The sequence below is a fragment of the Sinomonas halotolerans genome, from assembly GCF_039615075.1.
Taxonomy (GTDB): Bacteria; Actinomycetota; Actinomycetes; order Actinomycetales; family Micrococcaceae; genus Sinomonas; species Sinomonas halotolerans.
On record NZ_JBDFRB010000009.1, the window covers coordinates 78,979 to 97,583 of the forward strand.

Genomic DNA, 18,605 nt, shown 5'->3' on the forward strand with positions numbered 1-18,605 from the left:
TTCCGTGCAGGTGAGACTACTTGACGCCGAGTATGTCCACGACGAAGACGAGGTCGCCCTTGGCCTTCCCCTTGCCTTCCTTGCCGTACGCCTGGTCGGCGGGGATCACGAGCAGCACGCGGGATCCGACCTTCTTCCCTGCAAGGCCCTTGGTCCACCCCTGGATCACACCCTGAAGGCTGAAGGTCGCGGGCTCGCCGCGGTCGAAGCTCGAATCGAACTTCACGCCATCGGAGAGGTTCACGCCCACGTAGTTGGCAACGACGGAATCGGTTTCCTCGACGGTGTCCCCGGACCCCTTGATGAGGTCCTGCGAGACAAGCTCGGTCGGCTTCGCCGCGCCCTTCACGTCGATCTGGGGAACGCCCTTGTCGTCCTCGGTCACCGTGGGCAGGCCCTCGGGGAGCTCGGTCACGGCCTCGCCCTCCGGCTTCGAGAGCGGCTGCGGTGTGTCCTTCGCGGAGAGGACCTTGATGACCAGAAGAGTCGACGCAGGCGCGGGGGTCGCGCCTGCCTGCTGCTGGGGCGGAGCGGCGAACGCGAGGTAGGAGCCGACCTTGGCCCCCAGGAAGCCGTTGTACACCGCGGCCCCATTGGTCTTGAGGTCCTCGGAGAGCTCGACCTCCTCGGTGGCCCCATCCTTGAAGGTGTCCTTGAGGACCTTCCCGTCTCTCCCGTCGAGGGCGACATAGCCGATCTCGACGGTCTGGCCCTCCTTCACCCGGTCTCCGTCGCCCTCGTGGACCATCTTGATGGTCTGCTCGTTGACGGCGAGGGGCTTGTCGAATTCGACGGCGGGAGCCTGCTCCCCCGGCGTGACCTTGAGAGAGTCGAAGGCCGCTAGCTCTCCTGCCGCGGTGCTGGTGGGCTCGGAGCCGCCGCAGCCGGCCACGAAGAGGGCGAGCGGCAGCAGCAGGGCGATGAGTCGGCGCACTGGTCAACTTCCTGTGGTGGGATCCGCCGGAGGGCGGGGGTCAAGTGCCGCGAAGGCCACTCTAGGCTAGCGGATCAGCCTGTGAAGGGCCTGAGGGAGTCCAGGAGCTCGTCGACCCGTGGGTCCTCGTTCACGAACGGGTCCTTGCACAGGATGGTGTGGTGGGCGCGGTCGTTGAGCTTCAGGTGGACCCAGTCGACCGTGTAGTCGACGCCCGCCGCCTGGGCGGCCTTGACGAAGCGGCCTCGCAGTCTGGCCCGGGTGGTCTGGGGCGGTGAGGCCACGGCCCGGGCGACCGCGGCGTCGTCGACCACCCTCGCCGCGTCGCCGCGCTTCTGGAGGAGGAAGAACAGGCCACGGTCCGGGCTGATGTCGTGGTAGGTGAGGTCGAGCTGTGCGACGCGTGCCGAGTCCAGATCCACCCCGTGCCCCTGCATGTACCGGTCGATGAGCTTCTTCTTGATCGCCCAGTCCACCTCGGTGTCGATCGCGGAGGCGTCCTGCGACTCGACCGCGTCCAGAGTCCGCTCCCACAGGTCCAGGATGCGCGGCACATGGGGCGTGTGTGCGCCGTTCGCCTGCACGAACTCCCCCGCCTTCGCCAGGTACATGCGCTGCAGCTCGAGGGCCGTGGTCTGCTGGCCGTTGGCGAGCCGTACCGGTGCGCGGCCCGTGATGTCGTGGGAGATCTCCCTGATGCTGCGGATCGGGTTCTCCATGCGGGTGTCGCGCATGATCACACCAGCCTCGATCATGCGCAGCACGAGGTCCACTGTGCCGAGCTTCATCATGGTGGTCGTCTCGGACATCGAGGAGTCGCCCACGATCACGTGGAGCCGCCGGTAGTGCTCGGCGTCCGCGTGCGGCTCGTCCCGGGTGTTGATGATCGGCCGCGAACGCGTCGTGGCGGAGGAGAGGCCCTCCCAGATGTGGTCGGCGCGCTGCGAGAACGCGTACAGGGGCCCGTGTGCGGTGCGCAGCACTTTGCCTGCTCCGCACAGGAGCTGGCGCGTGACCAGGAACGGGATGAGGATCTCGGCGAGCCGGGCGAACTCCGTCCGCCGCGGGATGAGGTAGTTCTCATGGCTGCCGTAGGAGTTCCCCGCGGTGTCCGTGTTGTTCTTGAACAGGTACACCCGCCCGTCGAAGCCCTCCTCGGCGAGCCTGCGCTCGGCCTCTCCGATCAGTTCGACGAGGATGCGCTCGCCCGCCCGGTCATGCGCGACGAGCTGGGCGATGTCGTCGCACTCAGCGGTCGCGTACTCGGGGTGGGAGCCGACGTCGAGGTACAGCCGGGACCCGTTCGCGAGGAAGACATTGGAGGAGCGGCCCCAGCTCACCACCTTCCGGAACAGGTAGCGGGCCACTTCCTCGGGGGCGAGAGGCCGGCCGTTGGGGCTCGAGTACGCGATCCCGAACTCGGTCTCCACTCCGTAGATGCGCCGGTCCACTCAGCTGGCCCTGTCTGTCGTCGAGTCGTCGAGGAACCTGTGGAGCTCGTCCTCGGTGATCCGGCGGAAAGCCCTGCGCACGCCCCGCGCGGTCTCGGCGTCGCGGTCCAGGACGGCGACCTCGAGGCTGACCGGGTCGGTCCGGTCTTCGCGCAGCGCTGCTGCCGCGAGCCTGATGGCCTCGCCGTAGGACGCCTGCGCGTCCCACCCCCTGACCATCGTCTCGGCGACGCGCTCGGCAGCGCCGCCCATCACCACGAAGCGGCTCTCGTCCGCGATCGAGCCGTCGAACGTGAGCCTGAAGAGGTGGTCCTCCTCGACCCCGCCCCCGACCTCCGCGACGGTGAGCTCGACCTCGAACGGCTTCTGCTCGGCTGTGAACACCGCGCCGAGGCTCTGGGCGTACACGCTCGCGAGGCCTCGGCCCGTCACGTCCTCGCGGTCGTACGAATACCCCCGGACATCCGCATAGCGCACGCCGGCCTGGCGCAGGCTCTCGAACTCGTTGTACTTGCCGACGGCGGCGAATGCGATCCGGTCGTAGATCTCGCCGATCTTGTGCAGCGAGGGCGAGGGGTTCTCGGCCACGAGCGCGATCCCCTCGCGACACGAGACCACCACGACCGAGCGGCCGCGGGCGATCCCCTTCCGGGCGAAGTCCGCCCGGTCCTTCATGAGCTGCTCGGGCGAGACGTAGAACGGCTGGGTCATCTCACGCCTCCCGTCCAGCCACGCTGCGGGCCGCGATCACGTCGCCGGCGACCGCGGCGAGCTCCCGCTCCCCCACGCGGCGGCCGCCCGCGCGGGTCACGGTATGAACCACGGGCCAGAGCTGGCGGACCGGGTCCGGCCCGCCTGTCGCGGAGTCGTCGTCGGCTGCGTCGTAGAGCGCCTCGACGGCGACCCGCACGGCGTCGTCCTCCGAGAGGCCGGGACGCCAGAGCTTCTTGAGCGCGCCCCGCGCGAACACGGAGCCGGAGCCCACCGAGTGGTGCTCGATCTCCTCGTAGCGCCCGCCGGTGACGTCGTAGGAGAAGAGCCGGCCCACGCCGGAGTCCAGGTCGAAGCCCGCGAAGAGCGGCACGACCGCGAGGCCCTGGAGGGCGAGGGGAAGGTTGCCGCGGATCATCGCCCCGAGCCTCGTCGCCTTGCCCTCGAGGCTCAGCAGCGTGCCCTCCATCTTCTCGTAGTGCTCGAGCTCGACCTGGAAGAGGCGGGCGATGTCGATCGCGATACCGGCCGTGCCCGCGATGCCGAGAACCGAGAAGCGGTCCGCAGCGAACACCTTCTCGATGTGGCGGCTTGCAATCACGTTGCCCATCGTCGCGCGGCGGTCGCCCGCCATAAGTACGCCACCGGCGAAAGAGCAGGCCACGATCGTGGTGCCGTGGGGGGCGATCGCCGACGCGTCCGCAGGCAGGCTCCGGGAAGCGGGCAGGAGGTCAGGACGCGAGGCGGCCAGATGCTCCATGAAGGACGAGGTGGCGCCGGCCACGACGCGCTGCGCGAGGAAGTCGTTCATGGGCGCCCTACTGGCCGCCCTTCTGGACGAAGCCGCGGACGAACTCCTCGGCATTCGTCTCCAGGACATCGTCGATCTCGTCCAGCAGATCGTCGACACCCTGCGTGGCCGCGGACTCCTGTGCACCGGCGGCCGGGGCTGCGGGGACGTCGGCCTCGACAGCTTCCTCGTCGGTGCGCGGCTGACTGCTCTTGTGCTCCTGACCGGCCATGGTCATCTCCTTGCGTCGGGCGCCGTGGGGGCGGCGCCGGGGTCTGACAGTCTCCCTGCTCCTCATACTGCCACGTTTGGCGGCTATGTCACGGGCCCTGTCACAGGCCCTGCGCGCCGCGCCCCCGCGCTACGTCCTCCGCTCCCCGAGGAGCGCCGCGAGGAACCCCTCCAGGTCCGCGTGCTCCTCGAAGAGGCGCCCGGTCAGCGCCTTCGTCCCCCGCAGCGGCTCGCGGGTCGGGACGCGCTGCAGGCGGTAGCTGTTGGGCGGCGCGAACACCACCGAGTCCCAGCTCGCGCTCGCGACGCCGTCGGGAAAGCGCTGGATGCTCTTCCCACGGAACCACGCGCGGGTGTCTTCCGGAGGCTCGACGACGGCGGCAGCAACGGCGTCGTCCGAGGCCAGCGTCTCGAGCGCGCCGCGGGCGGCGAGGCGCCTCGCGATCCCGCGCTCGGGACGCACGTCCGACCACTGGATGTCGACCAGGCCGAGGCGCGCGTCGCCCCACGCGAGCCCGTCCCTCGCGCGGTACCCGTCCAGGACACGCATCTTGGCGAGCCACTCGACGCTGCGGGCCGCCGAATCGAGATCGTCGCCGAGGTCCGTGAGCGCCGCCTCCCATCTCCGGAGGACGTCCGCGGTGTGGCCGTCCCCGCCGTGCTCGGCGCCGACACCCTCGTCCGCCGCCAGCTTGGCAGCGGCCTCGAGGTACATCCACTGGAGCTCGAGCGCACTCACGCGCCGCCCGTCGATGAGGCGGACAGTCTCCGCAAGGGACGTGTCGTGGCTGATGCGGTGCATCGCGTCGACGGGCTCGTGGACCCGCACCTGGGGCGCGCGGCCCGCCTCGATGAGGCTCAGCACGAGAGCGGTGGTGCCGAACTTGAGGTAGTTGGACACGTGGCTCACGTTCGCATCGCCCACGATCACGTGGAGGCGACGGTACTTCTCCGCGACCGCATGCGGCTCGTCCCTCGTGTTGATGATGGGACGGCGCATGGTCGTCTCGAGGCCGACCTCCGCCTCGAAGTAGTCGGCACGCTGGCTGATCTGGTAGCCGGGCTTGGAACCGTCCTGCCCGAGCCCCACCCGCCCGGCGCCGCAGACGATCTGGCGTGAGACGAAGAAGGGTGTAAGGCCGGCGACCAGCTCCCCGAACGGCACCGAGCGCGGCACGAGGTAGTTCTCGTGGGACCCGTACGAGGCTCCCTTGCCGTCCGTGTTGTTCTTGTACAGGTTGACCGGGCTCTCGCTCGTGGCGAGGGCCCGGACGGCGGCGAGGGCCACGGAGTCCCCCGCGACGTCCCAGACGAGCGCGTCGCGGGGATTGGTCACTTCAGGGCTCGAGTACTCGGGATGGGCGTGGTCGACGTACAGACGGGCCCCGTTGCCGAGGACGAGGTTCATGAGCGCGGGCTCCTGGTCGCCGTCGAGCTCGATCTCCGCCGGTCCGTGGGCCAGGGCCACCGCCTCGGCAGTCAGGACGGGCTCGGCGTCGGTCAGCTGGTCCGGTGTCGCGTCCGCACGGCTCACCGTCCACCCCCGGGCGTCGCGCAGAGGCGACTCGTCGGTGTAGTCCCAGCCCGTACCGGCCTCGGCGCGCCCCTGGCCCTTCGTCGCGCGCGAGTAGGCGGCAATCACCTGGGACGAGAGGTAGGTGGCATTCGCGCCGAGGTGTCCCGGAGCGTGGATCCCGTACTCGGTCTCTGAGCCCATGACGCGCAGGGCGCCTCCTGCCGGGAGGCCGGCGCTCGTGTCGCTCGTCATCGTGCTCCCTAGAGGTACTGGCCGGTGCTCGGCGTCGTCTCGATGGTCCTGCCCGGTTCGCTGCCTTCCTTGCCCTGGATGATCGTGCGGATGTAGGTGATCCGCTCGCCCTTCTTGCCCGAGATGCGGGCCCAGTCGTCGGGGTTGGTCGTGTTCGGCATGTCCTCGTGCTCGCGGAACTCGTCCGCGACGGCGCGCAGGAGATGGTCCATCCTCAGGCCCTTCGACCCGGTGGTGAGGAGCTCCTTGATCGCGGCCTTCTTCGCCCTGTCCACGACGTTCTGGATGACCGCGCCCGAGTTGAAGTCCTTGAAGTAGAGGATCTCGGTGTCGCCGTTCGCGTAGGTGACCTCGAGGTACTCGGTGGACCTGTCCGCCGCGTACATCGCCTCGACCGTGCGCTGGATCATCATCTGCACCGTGGCGTCCGCATCCCCTCCGTGCTCGGCGAGGTCCGAGGGGTGCAGCGGCAGGTCTGCCGTGAGGTACTTCGAGAAGATGTCCGCCGCAGCCTCGGCATCGGGGCGGTGGATCTTGATCTTCACATCCAGGCGGCCGGGCCGCAGGATGGCCGGGTCGATCATGTCCTCGCGGTTGGACGCGCCGATGACGATGACGTTGTCGAGCCGCTCCACGCCGTCGATCTCGCTCAGCAGCTGCGGCACGATCGTCGTCTCGACGTCGGAGGACACGCCCGTCCCGCGCGTGCGGAACAGCGAGTCCATCTCGTCGAAGAAGACCACGACCGGGCTGCCGTCCGAGGCCTTCTCGCGCGCACGCGAGAAGATGAGCCGGATGTGCCGCTCCGTCTCGCCGACGTACTTGTCGAGGAGCTCCGGCCCCTTGATGTTGAGGAAGTAGCTCTTGACGTCGGTGCTGCCGGCACGCTCCATCGCCCGGCCCGCGAGCGAGTTCGCGACCGCCTTGGCGATGAGGGTCTTGCCGCAGCCCGGAGGACCGTAGAGCAGGATGCCCTTGGGCGCCTTGAGCCCGTGCTCACGGTAGAGGTCGGGATGGAGGAACGGCAGCTCGACGGCGTCGCGGATCTGCTCGATCTGGGAGGCGAGGCCCCCGATGTCCTGGTAGCTGATGTCCGGGACCTCTTCGAGGACGAGGTTCTCGACCTCCGAGCGCGGGACCTTCTCGAGGGCGTAGCCCGTGCGGTTGTCCACGGAGACGGCATCCCCGACGCGCAGGTGCTCGAGCTGGAGCGGGCCCGAGAGGCGGACAACGCGCTCCTCGTCGCCCCTGCCGATGACGAGGATGCGGTCGCTCCCGAGGAGCTCCTTGACGGTCACGAGCTCGCCGGAACGCTCGTATCCGAGGCCGGCCACGATCTCGAAGGCCTCGTTGAGCAGGACCTCCTGCCCAACGCTGAGCTCCTGGATCGAGACGAGGGGGCTCAGGCCCACGCGCATCTTGCGCCCCGAGGTCACCACGTCCGCGCTCTCATCCGTCACTGCGGCGGCCGCGCCGCCGGCGGGACGCCTGCGGTTGAGCTGGACGATGCTCCCGAAGCTGTACGGCGGCTGTCCCTCATGCTCGAGGGCGGACTTGAGGCGGACGATCTCCGCCTTGGCTGCCTTGAGCATCTCGGTCATGCGCGTGTTGTTGCCTGTCGCCGAGGCCAGCTGCCGGTCCAGCGCCCGGAGCTTGTCCCGGAGCACGTTGATCTGCCGCTCGGCGATCCCCAGCTGCTCGGCGTGCGCCGACGGCGGCGTGTCGGGGCCGCTGCCGGCCTTCTCGTTCTCCACCATCGCGATCACTCCCTCTCCATCTGGGGCTGGCCCGCGCGGACCGTTCCTGTATCCGTCTACTGCCCGGATCTGCCCTGATGAAAAGACAGTAGCGCTCCCGGACCGCGACGGCGGGCCCGCGGCCGGTCGGTAACCGAAGAGTTACACCGAGGTGTCCTGCTGGCCCTCCTGTCCGGGCACGCCCGCCCGGGCGTCCCGCGCGGCGCGGCGCAGCTTGCGGTCCGAGACGGGCCGCTCCCCCACGGACTCGGGCGTCCAGGCGTTGAGGTCCTCCTCGCTGAACTCGGCCTTGTTGCGCTTCTTGCGGACGAGGGGCGAGACGCCCTCCGCGAGGCGCCGGGTCACGAGGAGGAACCCGGTGTGGCCGACCATGCGGTGCTCGGGGCGGACGGCGAGGCCCTCGAGGTGCCACCCGCGCACCATGGACTCCCACGCGTCGGGCTCCGTGAACCGGCCGTCGGCGCGGATGGCCTCGGCGGTGCGGGAGAGCTGGGTGGCCGTGGCGACGTAGTTGACCCACACCCCGCCCGGGGCGAGGACGGTCGCGACGGCGTCGAGGCACTCCCAGGGCGCCAGCATGTCCAGGACCACGCGGTCCACGCTGCCCGGCTCCTCGGCCTTGACCACCTCGTCCTGGAAGTCGCCAAGGGAGATGCGCCATGCCGGGTGCGGGCCGCCGAAGATCGTCTCGACGTTGCCGCGCGCGATGTCCGCGAACTCCTGGCGCCGTTCGAACGAGTGGAGGTACCCGCCGTCGCCCACGGCCCGCAGCAGCGAGATGGAGAGCGCCCCCGAACCCACGCCGGCCTCGACGACGCGCGCACCCGGGAAGATGTCCGCCATCGTCACGATCTGGCCGGCGTCCTTGGGGTAGACGACGGCGGCGCCGCGCGGCATCGACAGGACGAAGTCGGACAGGAGGGGGCGCAGCGCCTGGTACTGGTGTCCTGCCGTGTTGGTCACGACCGACCCGTCCGGGCGCCCGATGATCTCGCTGTGGTTCAGGAAGCCCTTGTGGGTGTGGAACGCTCCGCCTTCGGCGAGGGTCACGGTATTCATGCGTCCCCGCTCGTCGGTCAGCTGCACGCGCTCGCCCGCACGGAAGGGGCCGCGGCGGAAGGCCGCCCCGGTGGGTCCGTCCGCTGCGGCGGGCTGGGTGCTCTCGGTCATGGTGTCCTCTCTGCATCTCCGCCGGGACGCCGGCGGGTGGTCGGGGGAAGGCTAGCGGCCGGAGCGGCCGGAGATCGCGGCGATGACGTCCCGCTGGGTCAGGAGGCCGATGACGCGGCCTGCAGCGTCCACGACCGCATACTCCGTGCCGGAGAGCTGGGCGAGGTACTGCACGAGCTCCTGCCCCGCCGCCGTCTCCGGCACATAGGACCCGGGCGCGAGCGCGTAGCCGACCGCCGTCACGGGAGTCGTGGCACGGAGCGCGGGGGGCACCCGCTCCACGGCGGAGGGGTCGATGACGCCCTGCGGCTTCCCGTCCGGTGCGCAGAGGACGACGGCGATCCCGTCCAGGGCGCCGACGCCGACCGCCTGCTCGACCGTGGCCGAGTTCGGGATGCCGACAGCGGGCGCCGCGAGCTGGCCCGCGACGACGGCGGGGAGCCGGGTCCGGATGCCGGCGTGCCGGATGGCTGCGGACGCGCCCTGCCACAGGAACGCCGAGACGAGGATGAGCACCATGGCGAACGGCAGGTCGACCGGCTGGCCCTGGAGCCCGGGGAGCACCACGCCGAGGAGGATGATCCCGACGACGATCGCGCGGCCTGCCCAACCGGCGGCGATGGTGCCCTTCTCCTGCGAGCCGGTGGCCCGCCACACGGCGCTCTCGACGATCCGCCCGCCGTCCAGCGGGAGCCCGGGGAGGACGTTGAACACCGCGATGAGGAAGTTGGCCCACATGAAGATGTTCACGAGGATGTCCGCGACCCCGGTGAGGTGCACGAAGGTCACGACGAGCCATGCGCCGCCGGCGAGCACGAAATTGGCCGCAGGGCCGGCCAGGGCGACCGCGACGGACTTGCCGGGGCTCGCGGTGAAGGCCTCGAACTGGGTGTGCCCGCCCCACAGGTTCAGGACGATCTTCTGGCTGGGCCAGCCGAAGGACTTCGCCGTGAGGGCGTGTGCGAGCTCGTGCACGAGGACGGAGAGCAGCAGAAGAACCGCGTACGCGAAGGCGACGAGGTAGGCGCCTGCCCCGAGGTACGGCTGGCGGTCCTGGAGCGTGGGCCCGTACACGACGACCGTGAACGCTGCGATGACGAACCACGAGTACGCGAGGATGACGGGGACTCCGGCGATCCGGCCGAGGCGGATGCCCTCGCGGCGCCCCTCGGCCTCATGGCCGCCGCTCACGAACCGCTCTCCCCCGCCGGGCCGGGGCCGCGCTCGGCCGCGAGGGCACACCGGTCCAGAACGGCCGCGAGGTCGGCCGGCGTACGGCCCTCGAGGGTCTGCCAGTGCTCGGCGCCGAGGTCCACGGGGATGGCGAGTGCATTGGGCACCACAATGGTCGTCAGGCCCGCGGCAACGGCGGAGGCCGCCCCGGGCAGTGAGTCCTCGACGGCGATGCAGTCGGCAGGGCTGAGCGTCTCGCCCAGCGCCGCAGAGAGGAGCTCGACGCCGCGCTCGTAGGGCTCGGGGTGCGGCTTGCCCTGGGACACGGCGTCGCCCGTCACGGTCGCGGTGAACGTCCCGGCGGGAAGGTGGCCGAGGATCCGGCGGACCATGGGCGCCTCCGACATCGTCACGAGGGCGCACGGCACGCCCTCGGCGGAGAGGGCCTCGAGCATCTCGCGTGCGCCCGGCCGCCACGGGACGGCCTCGCTGAGCCGCTCGACCACTCGGGCGGTGAGCGTGTCGATGATCTCGCGCACCTCGAGCCGGACTCCTGCCTCCTGCAGGATGCCCGCCGAGGTCGGCAGCGCCTGGCCCACGAGGCGCATCGCCTGCTCGTGGGTCCACGTCCCGCCGAAGCGGTCGACCAGCTCGTGCTCGGCCTCGATCCAGTAGGGCTCCGTGTCCACGAGCGTGCCGTCCATGTCCCACAGGACTGCGCGCAGCGGGGCGTGCCCGCTCTGCGCAGAGGCAGTCGGGGCAGGCTGGATCTCGGCGGGGCCGTGGGCGGGGAGGCGCATGGGGACAAGTCTACGGTGGCTGGGCCGGCCCTCCGGCCGCTGGCGCTAGTCTGGACCGATGAACGAGTTCGACGCCGACGCCCCGGCACCGCACCCCGGTCTCTTCCCGACGCCGCAGGCCGGCGAACGGGTCACCGTGATGCTGGCCGCGTTCGAGGGCTGGAACGACGCCGGCGAGGCCGCGAGCGATGCGCTGCGGTTCCTCCGCCGGCACTTCTCTGCGCAGAAGGTCGGCGCGATCGACGCCGACGACTACTACGACTTCCAGTTCACCCGCCCCACCGTGCGCCGTTCCGGCACGGGGCGGCGGCGCATCAAGTGGCCCACCACCAAGGTCTCCACGGCGCGACTCGAGAACCTGCCCGTCGACCTCGTGTTCGTCCAGGGCACGGAGCCGTCCTACCGGTGGCGTGCCTTCACGGACGAGCTCCTCGAGTACGTCGAGGACCTCGAGGTGGACTACCTCGTGGTCATCGGGGCACTGCTGGCCGACGTCCCGCATTCGCGCCCGATCCCCGTCACGGCGACCTCCGAGGACGAGACGCTGCGCGAGCGGCTCTCGATCGAGGCCAGCCAGTACGAGGGCCCGACCGGGATCGTGGGGGTCTTCGCCGACGTCGCGGACCACCATGGGACCCCGACCGTCTCGCTCTGGGCGGCCGTCCCGCACTACGTGGCACAGGCCCCCTCGCCCAAGGCCCAGCTGGCCCTCCTGCACCGCATCGAGGAGCTCCTGCAGATCCCGCTCGACACGAACGAGCTCGCCGAGGACGCCGAGGCGTGGGAGCGGGGCGTCAACGAGCTCGCGACCGAGGACCCCGAGGTCGCGGCCTACATCCACCAGCTCGAGGAGGCCAAGGACACGGCTGACCTCCCCGAGGCCACAGGCGAGTCGATCGCCCGCGAGTTCGAGCGCTACCTCAAGCGCCGCGGCAAGGAGAACCCCGGCAGGGAGTCCTAGCGCTGGCACACCGGGGCGGTGCCGCCCCCTACAGCGCCACGCCGAGGAGCGCGTCGAGCGCGGCGGTGACCAGCCCGCCGTCGTGCGCGCTCGCCTGGCCGCCCGCAGCACTGTCGCCCGCAGCGCTGTCCTGTGCCCACTTGTCCACGGCCGCGAGGGCACGGGGAGCGTCCAGGTCGTCTGCGAGGGCCGTGCGCAGCTCGGCGAGGAGCGGCTCGCCGGAGCCGGGCAGGGCGCGCACGACGGCGGCCCGCCAGTCCGCGAGCCGGCGCACCGAGGCGTCGAGCAGGTCCTGCGTCCACTCCCAGTCGGAGCGGTAGTGGTTGGAGAGGATGGCGACGCGGATCGCCGCCGGGTCCACGCCGGCCGCGCGCAGCTTCGACACGAGCACGAGGTTCCCCCGCGACTTGCTCATCTTCTCGCCGTCGAGCCCGACCATGCCCGTGTGGGCGAAGTGCTTCGCGAGCGGGGTGTGGTCCATGCTCCACGCGTGCCCGGCGCCCATCTCATGGTGCGGGAAGGCCAGGTCCGAGCCGCCGCCCTGGACGGTGAAGGGCGCGGGCAGGAAGCGCCGCGCGATGACCGTGCACTCGATGTGCCAGCCGGGCCGCCCCGGCCCGAGGGTCCCGCCGTCCCAGTGCGGCTCGCCGAGGCGCGCCTCGCGCCACAGGATCGGGTCGAGCGGGCTGTGCTTGCCGGGGCGCTCGGGGTCGCCGCCGCGGTCGCCGAACACCTCGATCATCTCGGCCACCGTGAGGTGCGAGACGTGCCCGAGCCGCCAGGCCTCCTCCGAGTCGGCGCGGCGTGTGGCCTCGGTCACGTCGTAGTAGATGTCGCCGTCGGGCTCCCCCTCCGCGCCGGCGAGCTGGTACGCGAGGCCCGCATCGAGGAGCTTCTCGACCTCGGGGACGATCCACGGGATGGACTCGACCGCGCCGATGTAGTGGTCCGGTGCGAGCACCCGCAGCGCCTCCATGTCCGACTGGAAGAGGTCGATCTGCTGGTGCGCGAGCGTGCGCCAGTCGACGCCGGTCGCGTCCGCGCGCTCGAGCAGCGGATCGTCCACGTCGGTCGTGTTCTGCACGTACGCCACCGTGCTGCCGGCGTCGCGCCACACCCGGTTGAGCAGGTCGAACGCGACATACGTCGACGCGTGCCCCAGATGGGTGGCGTCATAGGGGGTGATCCCGCAGACGTACATGGACTGCTCGGGGGCCGCGGGGATCTCCACCGTGTCCTGCAGCCGCGAGTCGTAGAGCCTCACGGGGCCGCCGGTGCCGGGCAGCTGCGGGACAGGGGTCTGGCGCCAGGTCTTCACCCGACCAGCCTAGTGGCCCGCCGTGATGACCCCGAATCCGAGGAGCACGTACAGAAGGGCGCCCAGCCCGATCCGGTACCACACGAAGAGCTGGTAGGACCTGGATGAGATGTACCGCATGAACCACCCGATGATGACGAAGCCCACCACGAACGCGATCCCGGTCGCGAGGGCGGTCTCGGCAAGGCCGTACGGGCCCGAGCCGAACCCGTCGCGCAGGCTCTTGGCGAGCTGGTACAGGCCCGAGCCGAAGACCGCAGGGATGGCGAGCAGGAACGAGTAGCGGGCGGCCGCCTCGCGCGTGTAGCCCATGAAGAGTCCCGCAGTGATGGTGCCGCCGGAGCGGGAGACGCCCGGGATGAGGGCTAGCGCCTGGGCGAATCCGTAGATCACCCCGTGGCGCGTGCCGAGCCGGTCGAGCGTGCGGACGCGCCGGCCCAGAGCGTCGGCGGCCGCGAGGATGAGGCCGAAGACGATGAGGGTCGTGGCCGTGATCCACAGGCTGCGGAACACGGTCTCGATCTGGTCCTGGAAGAGCAGTCCGAGGACCACGATGGGCAAGCTGCCGATGATCACGAGCCAGCCCATGCGGGCGTCCGGGTCGTTCCGCGGCACGCGGCCCGTGAGGGCACCGGACCACGCCCCGACGATCCTCACGATGTCACGCCAGAAGTAGATGATCACCGCCGTCTCGGTGCCGAGCTGGGTGATCGCCGTGAATGCCGCGCCCGGGTCCTGGGCGTTCGGCAGGAACTCCCCCACGATCCGCAGGTGCGCGCTCGAGGAGATGGGCAGGAACTCGGTCAGGCCCTGGATGAGCCCGAGGAAGGCCGCTTCGAGGAAATTCACCCTCGCCACTCTAGTGGGCGGCCCGGGCGGCTAGCGCCCGCCGCCCTCCCCGCCCCCGGTGTCGTCATCGTCCTCGTCGTCCTCGTCCTCGTCACCGTCGTCCGTGTCGAGGAGGTCCAGCGGGAGGTCCTCGCCGTAGGCGTCGTACAGGGCCTCGGCGTAGACCTCGAATGCGTCGGCGATGCCGAAGTACGCCGCCTCAACGGCCGGGTCGTCGTCGGAGCGCCGCGACGCCGAGGCCACGAGGTGTTCCTCGAGAGCGGCTGTCAGCGAACTCAGGGCCACGCGCGGGTCGATGCTCATGGGGCAACGGTAATCTGAAACAACGCACCATGGGGAGATTCGCACCATGGGGAGATTCTGAGGAAGCGAGGGCCATGAAGGAACGGATCCTCACCACCACGCCGTTCACGGACCCGGTGAAGAGCGGGGTGTCACGGCAGTACGAGTACCTGGTCCTGTCCGTGGGCCCCGGCGACTCGCTCACCGACGCGCGCCAGCGTGTGCGCGAGCACTCCGAGTACGGGCGCTGGGAACTCGAGCGCTCGCGCCTGTACATGGGCGGCGGCCGCCAGTACTGGCTCCGGCGCAAGGTGATGCTCGTGGAGCGGACGGCCTAGGCCCGCGCGGTCCGGGCCTGCCTGCGGCTCAGGGCTCGAGCGGGCCGAGGAGGTCCTTGGCCACGGTCGCGTGCGCCGACTCCGGGTCGGACGGGTGGTACAGCCCTGCCAGGACGTCCCGGTAGAGGCGCTCGAGCTCGCCCCCGCGGAAGTACGCCCCTCCCCCGCCCACGCGCAGCGCGGTGTCCACCACGTCCTTCGCGGTGCTCGCCGCCCGGTGCTTGAGCCCGCTCAGGGCGCGGAACCAGCCCGCGCCGCGGTCCACGCCGGCATCGAGGTCCGCCGCCACCCGCTCGAGCTGCGGCAGCACGGCGTCGAGCGCCATGGCCGCCTCGGCGAGTTGCCAGCGGATGTCCGGGTCCTGCGCATAGGGGCGCCCGCCGCTGCGATGCGAACGACGCCGGTGCGCGGCTTCCACGGCGAGCTGCAGCGCCCGCTCGGCGAGGCCCGTGTAGACCGCAGCCAGGAGGGTCTCGAACACGGCGAACACGCCGAACACGAGGAGGTCCGGCGACGGGCCCACGGGCAGCCGGCGCACGATCCGGTCCGCCGGGGCGTGGACGCCCTCGAGCACGGTGGTGCAGGACTGGGTGGCGCGCATGCCGAGCGTGTCCCAGTCCTCGAGGTGGCGCCAGCCCGGCTGATCGCGGCGGATGAAGCCCCACACGAGGAGCGGCTCCTCGCCGGAGGTGTCCTTCCCGAACGTCCCGAGCCGGGTCCAGCGCGGGGCCAGCGAGGTGAAGACCTTGGTCCCCGTGAAGCGGTACCCGCCGTCCGGCTGCGGCACCGCGTCCGTGAGGGAGTCGAACAGGACGGCGTCGTTGCCCGCCTCGGACACGCCGAAGGCGAAGACCTCCCCCGCACCGGCCTCCTCGAGCACGAAGGCGAGCGAGTCGTCGCCGCGGTCGGCCAGGAGCCGCGCGACCCCGGTCCAGACGAGGTGCATGTTGACGGCTAGGGCCGTGGCGGGCGCCGCGGCGGCGAGGCGGCGCTGGAAGCGCACGACGTCGTCGAGCCCCGCCCCGAGGCCGCCCACCTCGCGCGGGACGAACGCCGCGAGGTACCCCACCGCCGCGAGGGCGTCGAGGTCCTCGTGCGGGAACCCGTTGCGCTCGTCGTAGCCGGCCGCGCGGGAGCGGATCGCCTCGAGGAGAGAGTCGGGGAGAGCCTCTGCGGCGTCGATGCGATGGCTCATGCCGCCCCGTCAGTATGCCGTGAGCAGGCGGCGGAGGACCCGGGTGCCGAAGCGGAGGGACTCGGCGGGGACACGCTCGTCGACCCCGTGGAACATGCCCGTGAAGTCCAGCTCCGGCGGCAGCTGCAGCGGCGCGAAGCCGTAGCCGGTGATCCCGAGGCGGCTCAGCGACTTGTTGTCCGTGCCTCCTGAGAGCGTGTACGGGAGGACTGTCGCGCCCGGGTCCTCGGCCTCGAGCGAGGCGACCATGGCGTCGACGAGAGAGCCCGAGAACGGTGTCTCGAGCGCCACGTCATGGTGGACGTAGCTGAACTCGACGCCCTCGCCTGCGAGTTCGCGGAGCTTCGCAAGGACGAGCTCGTCCTGGCCGGGGAGCGTCCGGACGTCCACGCGCGCCTCGGCCGAGCCGGGGATCACATTCTCCTTGTAGCCGGCCTTGAGCATCGTGGGGTTGGACGTGTTCTGCAGGGTCGCGCCCACGAAGCGGGCGAGGGTGCCGAGCTCCTTGAGGAGCACCTCGGGGTCGTCGGGATCGAACTCGATGCCGGTCAGCTCGGTCACGCCGTCGAGGAAGCGGCGCGTGGTGTCGGTGAGCTCGATGGGCCAGCGGTGCCCGCCGATGTTCGCGACCGCGCGGGCGAGGGTGGTCACGGCGTTGTCGGCGTTGGTCTGGGAGCCGTGGCCGGCGCGGCCGGCCGCGGTGAGGCGGAGCCACGCGAGGCCCTTCTCGGCCGTCTGGAGGAGGTACGCGCGCCGGCCGCCGATCTCTGCCGAGAAGCCGCCGACCTCGCTGATCGCCTCCCGCGCACCTTCGAAGAGCTCGGGACGGTTGTCCACGGCCCAGCGGGCGCCGTACGTCCCGCCGGCCTCCTCGTCGGCGAACATCGCGACGACGATGTCACGCCTCGGGCGGGTCCCCGTGCGCTGCATCTCACGCACCACGGACAGGATCATGGCGTCCATGTCCTTCATGTCCACGGCACCCCGGCCCCAGATGAGGCCGTCGCGGAGCTCGGCGCCGAACGGGTCGACGCTCCAGTCCTCCTTCTGGGCCGGGACCACGTCGAGGTGGCCGTGCACGACGAGGGCGGGCGCGCTCGGGTCGGTCCCCTCCATGCGGGCGACGACGGAGGCCCGGCCGGGTGCCGCCTCGAAGATCTCGGGGGCCAGGCCGGCGTCCGCGAGCAGCGCTGCGGTGTACTCCGCGGCGGCACGCTCGCCCGGGCCCGCGTTGTCGCCGTAGTTGGACGTGTCGAAGCGGATGAGGTCCTGGCAGATGCCGACGACCTCGTCCTCGGCGCGGATCTGCGCGGCGCCCGACACGTTCTGGGCGGTGCTCTCGGTCATGGGGCCTCCTCGGGTGGCGGTGTGCCCAGCCTAGTCCGGTGGGCGCGCCTCGGCGCCACTCTCGACGGGCCGGTTCCGGGCTCGGCGATTTCAGCTTCCGGTCGGAATCGTGTAGAGTCTTTCTCGCTGCCCGGGAGGGAAACACATGGTGTTGATCGCTCGGTATGCTGCCTGCGCGGGTGGCGGAATGGCAGACGCGCTAGCTTGAGGTGCTAGTGCCCGGATAGGGCGTGGGGGTTCAAGTCCCCCTCCGCGCACCACGTGAAGCCCCGGTCTTCGGACCGGGGCTTCTGTGCTTCCCGGGCGGTTCCTGGCCAGCTTTCCGGCTGCGGCAGCGTCCCGTGCTGCTCGCGCCCCGCTCCCCCGCTGCCCCCTTGGAATGGTCATCAGCACCCCCGGGATGGTGTATTGTTTTATATCGCTGCCGGGGCGGCGAACAGAAGTTCACCCTCCTCGGATGTCACCTGCGCGGGTGGCGGAATGGCAGACGCGCTAGCTTGAGGTGCTAGTGCCCGGATAGGGCGTGGGGGTTCAAGTCCCCCTCCGCGCACAGAACGGGAAGGCCCGGGAATCCACGGATTCCCGGGCCTTCCGTGTTTCCCGTTGCAGGTTCCTTGTTCCGGCGCGCTTCCAGCCGCTGCCGGCGAGGTGCTGCTCCCGCTCAGGCCAGTGAGAGCGAGTACGACACCACGAACCCTGCGGCCGTGCTGAGCGCCACGGCAGGACCGCCGTGTTCGTACGCCTCCGGCATGAGCGTGTCGGCGAGGGAGGCGATCACGGCGCCGGCGGCGAAGGCGAGCGGCAGCGAGACCGTCTCAGGGTCTGCCCCGGAAAGGGGGCCGGCCCCGAGCACCACGGCCGCGACGAGCAGCACGCCGCAGACGGCCCAGAGCCCGACGATCGCGGGGGACGACATGCGCTCCTTCATCGACGCGGCCCCGACGAGCGCCTCGGGGAGGTTGGACACGAAGATCGCGGCCAGGAGCGCGAGGCCGCCCGTCCCCTCGCCGAGGGACACGCCGAGCGCAACGTTCTCCGGCACGCCGTCGAGCGTCACGGCGGCGAGGAGGGCGAGCCCGGCCGCGCCCCGCGCCGACGCCTTCGACGCCGGGCGCTCCTGGGCCGCGGCGTCGGTGTCGAGCTTGGCGCTCCCCCGAAACTCGTCCGCCGGCGCGGTCCGCTTGCCGGGCTGCGCCCAACGGTCCAGGAGCGCGCTCAGGACGGTGAAGACGATGGCGCCGAGGAACAGCCCGAGGGCGGCCCGCCAGATGCCGCCGCGCTCGTAGGAGTCCTCGAACAGCTCGAACGCGAGGGCTGTGATGAGGGCGCCCGCCGCGAACGAGAGCAGGATGGCCAGGACGCGCTTGGGCAGTTCGAAGCGCACTCCGATGAGCGCGCCGATGATCAGGGCGCTGGACGCCACGGCGCCGAACAGCAGCGAGGTCCACATGGGGGCACCCTTACCCAGAGCCAGCGCTTCTAGGCAGGCGCGGCACTGTGGACCGGTACCGGCAGCACCGGCCACGCGAC

Annotated in this window: 18 protein-coding genes and 2 tRNA genes; 4 read left to right on the forward strand and 16 right to left on the reverse strand. The window is 71.0% G+C overall.

The features are described from left to right. Nucleotides 1–16 precede the first annotated feature (16 nt). From ABCQ75_RS11290 to ABCQ75_RS11335, 10 genes are all read right to left on the reverse strand, one after another. The gene (locus ABCQ75_RS11290) at nucleotides 17–934 is read right to left on the reverse strand and encodes an FKBP-type peptidyl-prolyl cis-trans isomerase (RefSeq protein ID WP_345885473.1); all 918 of its coding nucleotides are present in this window, start codon (nucleotides 932–934) and stop codon (nucleotides 17–19) included. Nucleotides 935–1,008: 74 nt separating this feature from the next. Further along, complete coding sequence (gene pafA, locus ABCQ75_RS11295; RefSeq protein ID WP_345885474.1) at nucleotides 1,009–2,385, reverse strand: Pup--protein ligase; 1,377 nt, start codon at nucleotides 2,383–2,385, stop codon at nucleotides 1,009–1,011. Then, nucleotides 2,386–3,096 carry a proteasome subunit alpha gene (gene prcA, locus ABCQ75_RS11300; protein ID WP_345885475.1) on the reverse strand — a complete coding sequence of 237 codons (711 nt, stop codon included), beginning with the start codon at nucleotides 3,094–3,096 and terminating at the stop codon, nucleotides 2,386–2,388. Nucleotide 3,097: 1 nt separating this feature from the next. Beyond that, the gene (prcB, locus tag ABCQ75_RS11305) at nucleotides 3,098–3,907 is read right to left on the reverse strand and encodes a proteasome subunit beta (protein ID WP_345885476.1); all 810 of its coding nucleotides are present in this window, start codon (nucleotides 3,905–3,907) and stop codon (nucleotides 3,098–3,100) included. Nucleotides 3,908–3,914: 7 nt separating this feature from the next. Beyond that, the gene (locus ABCQ75_RS11310; protein ID WP_345885477.1) at nucleotides 3,915–4,118 is read right to left on the reverse strand and encodes a ubiquitin-like protein Pup; all 204 of its coding nucleotides are present in this window, start codon (nucleotides 4,116–4,118) and stop codon (nucleotides 3,915–3,917) included. Nucleotides 4,119–4,247: 129 nt separating this feature from the next. Continuing rightward, nucleotides 4,248–5,885 carry a depupylase/deamidase Dop gene (gene dop, locus ABCQ75_RS11315; protein WP_345885478.1) on the reverse strand — a complete coding sequence of 546 codons (1,638 nt, stop codon included), beginning with the start codon at nucleotides 5,883–5,885 and terminating at the stop codon, nucleotides 4,248–4,250. 8 nt (nucleotides 5,886–5,893) lie between these two features. Next, nucleotides 5,894–7,642: a proteasome ATPase gene (gene arc / locus ABCQ75_RS11320; protein ID WP_345885512.1), complete on the reverse strand. Its 1,749-nt coding sequence runs from the start codon at nucleotides 7,640–7,642 to the stop codon at nucleotides 5,894–5,896. A 141-nt stretch (nucleotides 7,643–7,783) separates the two neighbouring features. Beyond that, entirely contained in the window at nucleotides 7,784–8,812 is a 1,029-nt protein-coding gene (locus tag ABCQ75_RS11325) for a tRNA (adenine-N1)-methyltransferase (protein ID WP_345885479.1), read from the reverse strand. A 51-nt stretch (nucleotides 8,813–8,863) separates the two neighbouring features. Then, on the reverse strand, nucleotides 8,864–10,003 hold the full coding sequence (locus ABCQ75_RS11330) for a site-2 protease family protein (RefSeq protein ID WP_345885480.1): 1,140 nt from the start codon (nucleotides 10,001–10,003) through the stop codon (nucleotides 8,864–8,866). Next, nucleotides 10,000–10,785: an HAD family hydrolase gene (locus ABCQ75_RS11335; RefSeq protein ID WP_345885481.1), complete on the reverse strand. Its 786-nt coding sequence runs from the start codon at nucleotides 10,783–10,785 to the stop codon at nucleotides 10,000–10,002. Before ABCQ75_RS11335 ends, ABCQ75_RS11330 begins: the two co-directional genes overlap by 4 nt. Nucleotides 10,786–10,843: 58 nt before the next feature. Here ABCQ75_RS11335 and ABCQ75_RS11340 point away from each other — a divergent pair, with 58 nt between their 5' ends. Beyond that, nucleotides 10,844–11,746 carry a PAC2 family protein gene (locus tag ABCQ75_RS11340; protein ID WP_345885482.1) on the forward strand — a complete coding sequence of 301 codons (903 nt, stop codon included), beginning with the start codon at nucleotides 10,844–10,846 and terminating at the stop codon, nucleotides 11,744–11,746. A 28-nt stretch (nucleotides 11,747–11,774) separates the two neighbouring features. On the opposite strand, the gene mshC is transcribed toward ABCQ75_RS11340, so the two are convergent. Genes mshC through ABCQ75_RS11355 form a run of 3 tightly spaced genes read right to left on the reverse strand, consistent with a single transcriptional unit; the run spans nucleotide 11,775 to nucleotide 14,216 of the window. Next, nucleotides 11,775–13,064: a cysteine--1-D-myo-inosityl 2-amino-2-deoxy-alpha-D-glucopyranoside ligase gene (mshC, locus tag ABCQ75_RS11345; RefSeq protein WP_345885483.1), complete on the reverse strand. Its 1,290-nt coding sequence runs from the start codon at nucleotides 13,062–13,064 to the stop codon at nucleotides 11,775–11,777. A 9-nt stretch (nucleotides 13,065–13,073) separates the two neighbouring features. Further along, nucleotides 13,074–13,913 (reverse strand): undecaprenyl-diphosphate phosphatase, encoded by an 840-nt coding sequence (locus tag ABCQ75_RS11350; protein WP_345885484.1) that lies wholly within the window; start codon nucleotides 13,911–13,913, stop codon nucleotides 13,074–13,076. Between the two features lie 30 nt (nucleotides 13,914–13,943). Further along, entirely contained in the window at nucleotides 13,944–14,216 is a 273-nt protein-coding gene (locus ABCQ75_RS11355) for a hypothetical protein (RefSeq protein WP_345885485.1), read from the reverse strand. 74 nt (nucleotides 14,217–14,290) lie between these two features. Between ABCQ75_RS11355 and ABCQ75_RS11360 the strand changes: the two genes are divergently transcribed. After that, entirely contained in the window at nucleotides 14,291–14,533 is a 243-nt protein-coding gene (locus tag ABCQ75_RS11360; protein ID WP_345885486.1) for a DUF5703 family protein, read from the forward strand. 28 nt (nucleotides 14,534–14,561) lie between these two features. On the opposite strand, the gene ABCQ75_RS11365 is transcribed toward ABCQ75_RS11360, so the two are convergent. Together ABCQ75_RS11365 and ABCQ75_RS11370 are read right to left on the reverse strand one after the other, a co-directional pair. Then, the gene (locus tag ABCQ75_RS11365; protein WP_427916088.1) at nucleotides 14,562–15,728 is read right to left on the reverse strand and encodes an acyl-CoA dehydrogenase family protein; all 1,167 of its coding nucleotides are present in this window, start codon (nucleotides 15,726–15,728) and stop codon (nucleotides 14,562–14,564) included. Nucleotides 15,729–15,737: 9 nt separating this feature from the next. After that, complete coding sequence (locus ABCQ75_RS11370; RefSeq protein ID WP_345885487.1) at nucleotides 15,738–17,075, reverse strand: M20/M25/M40 family metallo-hydrolase; 1,338 nt, start codon at nucleotides 17,073–17,075, stop codon at nucleotides 15,738–15,740. 173 nt (nucleotides 17,076–17,248) lie between these two features. On the opposite strand from ABCQ75_RS11370, the gene ABCQ75_RS11375 reads away from it, so the two are divergent. Continuing rightward, nucleotides 17,249–17,335, forward strand: a tRNA-Leu gene (locus ABCQ75_RS11375). A gap of 206 nt (nucleotides 17,336–17,541) precedes the next feature. Beyond that, nucleotides 17,542–17,625: transfer RNA gene (locus ABCQ75_RS11380), tRNA-Leu, on the forward strand. Nucleotides 17,626–17,736: 111 nt separating this feature from the next. On the opposite strand, the gene ABCQ75_RS11385 is transcribed toward ABCQ75_RS11380, so the two are convergent. Beyond that, on the reverse strand, nucleotides 17,737–18,525 hold the full coding sequence (locus ABCQ75_RS11385; RefSeq protein ID WP_345885488.1) for a ZIP family metal transporter: 789 nt from the start codon (nucleotides 18,523–18,525) through the stop codon (nucleotides 17,737–17,739). Nucleotides 18,526–18,605: the final 80 nt, after the last annotated feature.

Bases quoted from the DNA above. Each gene is read 5' to 3' on its own strand.
- ABCQ75_RS11335 (WP_345885481.1), bottom strand. From the start codon at position 10,785: ATGCGCCTCCCCGCCCACGGCCCCGCCGAGATCCAGCCTGCCCCGACT.
- ABCQ75_RS11325 (WP_345885479.1), bottom strand. From the start codon at position 8,812: ATGACCGAGAGCACCCAGCCCGCCGCAGCGGACGGACCCACCGGGGCG.
- ABCQ75_RS11360 (WP_345885486.1), top strand. From the start codon at position 14,291: ATGAAGGAACGGATCCTCACCACCACGCCGTTCACGGACCCGGTGAAG.
- ABCQ75_RS11365 (WP_427916088.1), bottom strand. From the start codon at position 15,728: ATGAGCCATCGCATCGACGCCGCAGAGGCTCTCCCCGACTCTCTCCTC.
- ABCQ75_RS11385 (WP_345885488.1), bottom strand. From the start codon at position 18,525: ATGTGGACCTCGCTGCTGTTCGGCGCCGTGGCGTCCAGCGCCCTGATC.
- dop (WP_345885478.1), bottom strand. From the start codon at position 5,885: ATGACGAGCGACACGAGCGCCGGCCTCCCGGCAGGAGGCGCCCTGCGC.
- ABCQ75_RS11370 (WP_345885487.1), bottom strand. From the start codon at position 17,075: ATGACCGAGAGCACCGCCCAGAACGTGTCGGGCGCCGCGCAGATCCGC.
- ABCQ75_RS11340 (WP_345885482.1), top strand. From the start codon at position 10,844: ATGAACGAGTTCGACGCCGACGCCCCGGCACCGCACCCCGGTCTCTTC.
- arc (WP_345885512.1), bottom strand. From the start codon at position 7,642: ATGGTGGAGAACGAGAAGGCCGGCAGCGGCCCCGACACGCCGCCGTCG.
- prcA (WP_345885475.1), bottom strand. From the start codon at position 3,096: ATGACCCAGCCGTTCTACGTCTCGCCCGAGCAGCTCATGAAGGACCGG.
- ABCQ75_RS11355 (WP_345885485.1), bottom strand. From the start codon at position 14,216: ATGAGCATCGACCCGCGCGTGGCCCTGAGTTCGCTGACAGCCGCTCTC.
- ABCQ75_RS11310 (WP_345885477.1), bottom strand. From the start codon at position 4,118: ATGGCCGGTCAGGAGCACAAGAGCAGTCAGCCGCGCACCGACGAGGAA.
- prcB (WP_345885476.1), bottom strand. From the start codon at position 3,907: ATGAACGACTTCCTCGCGCAGCGCGTCGTGGCCGGCGCCACCTCGTCC.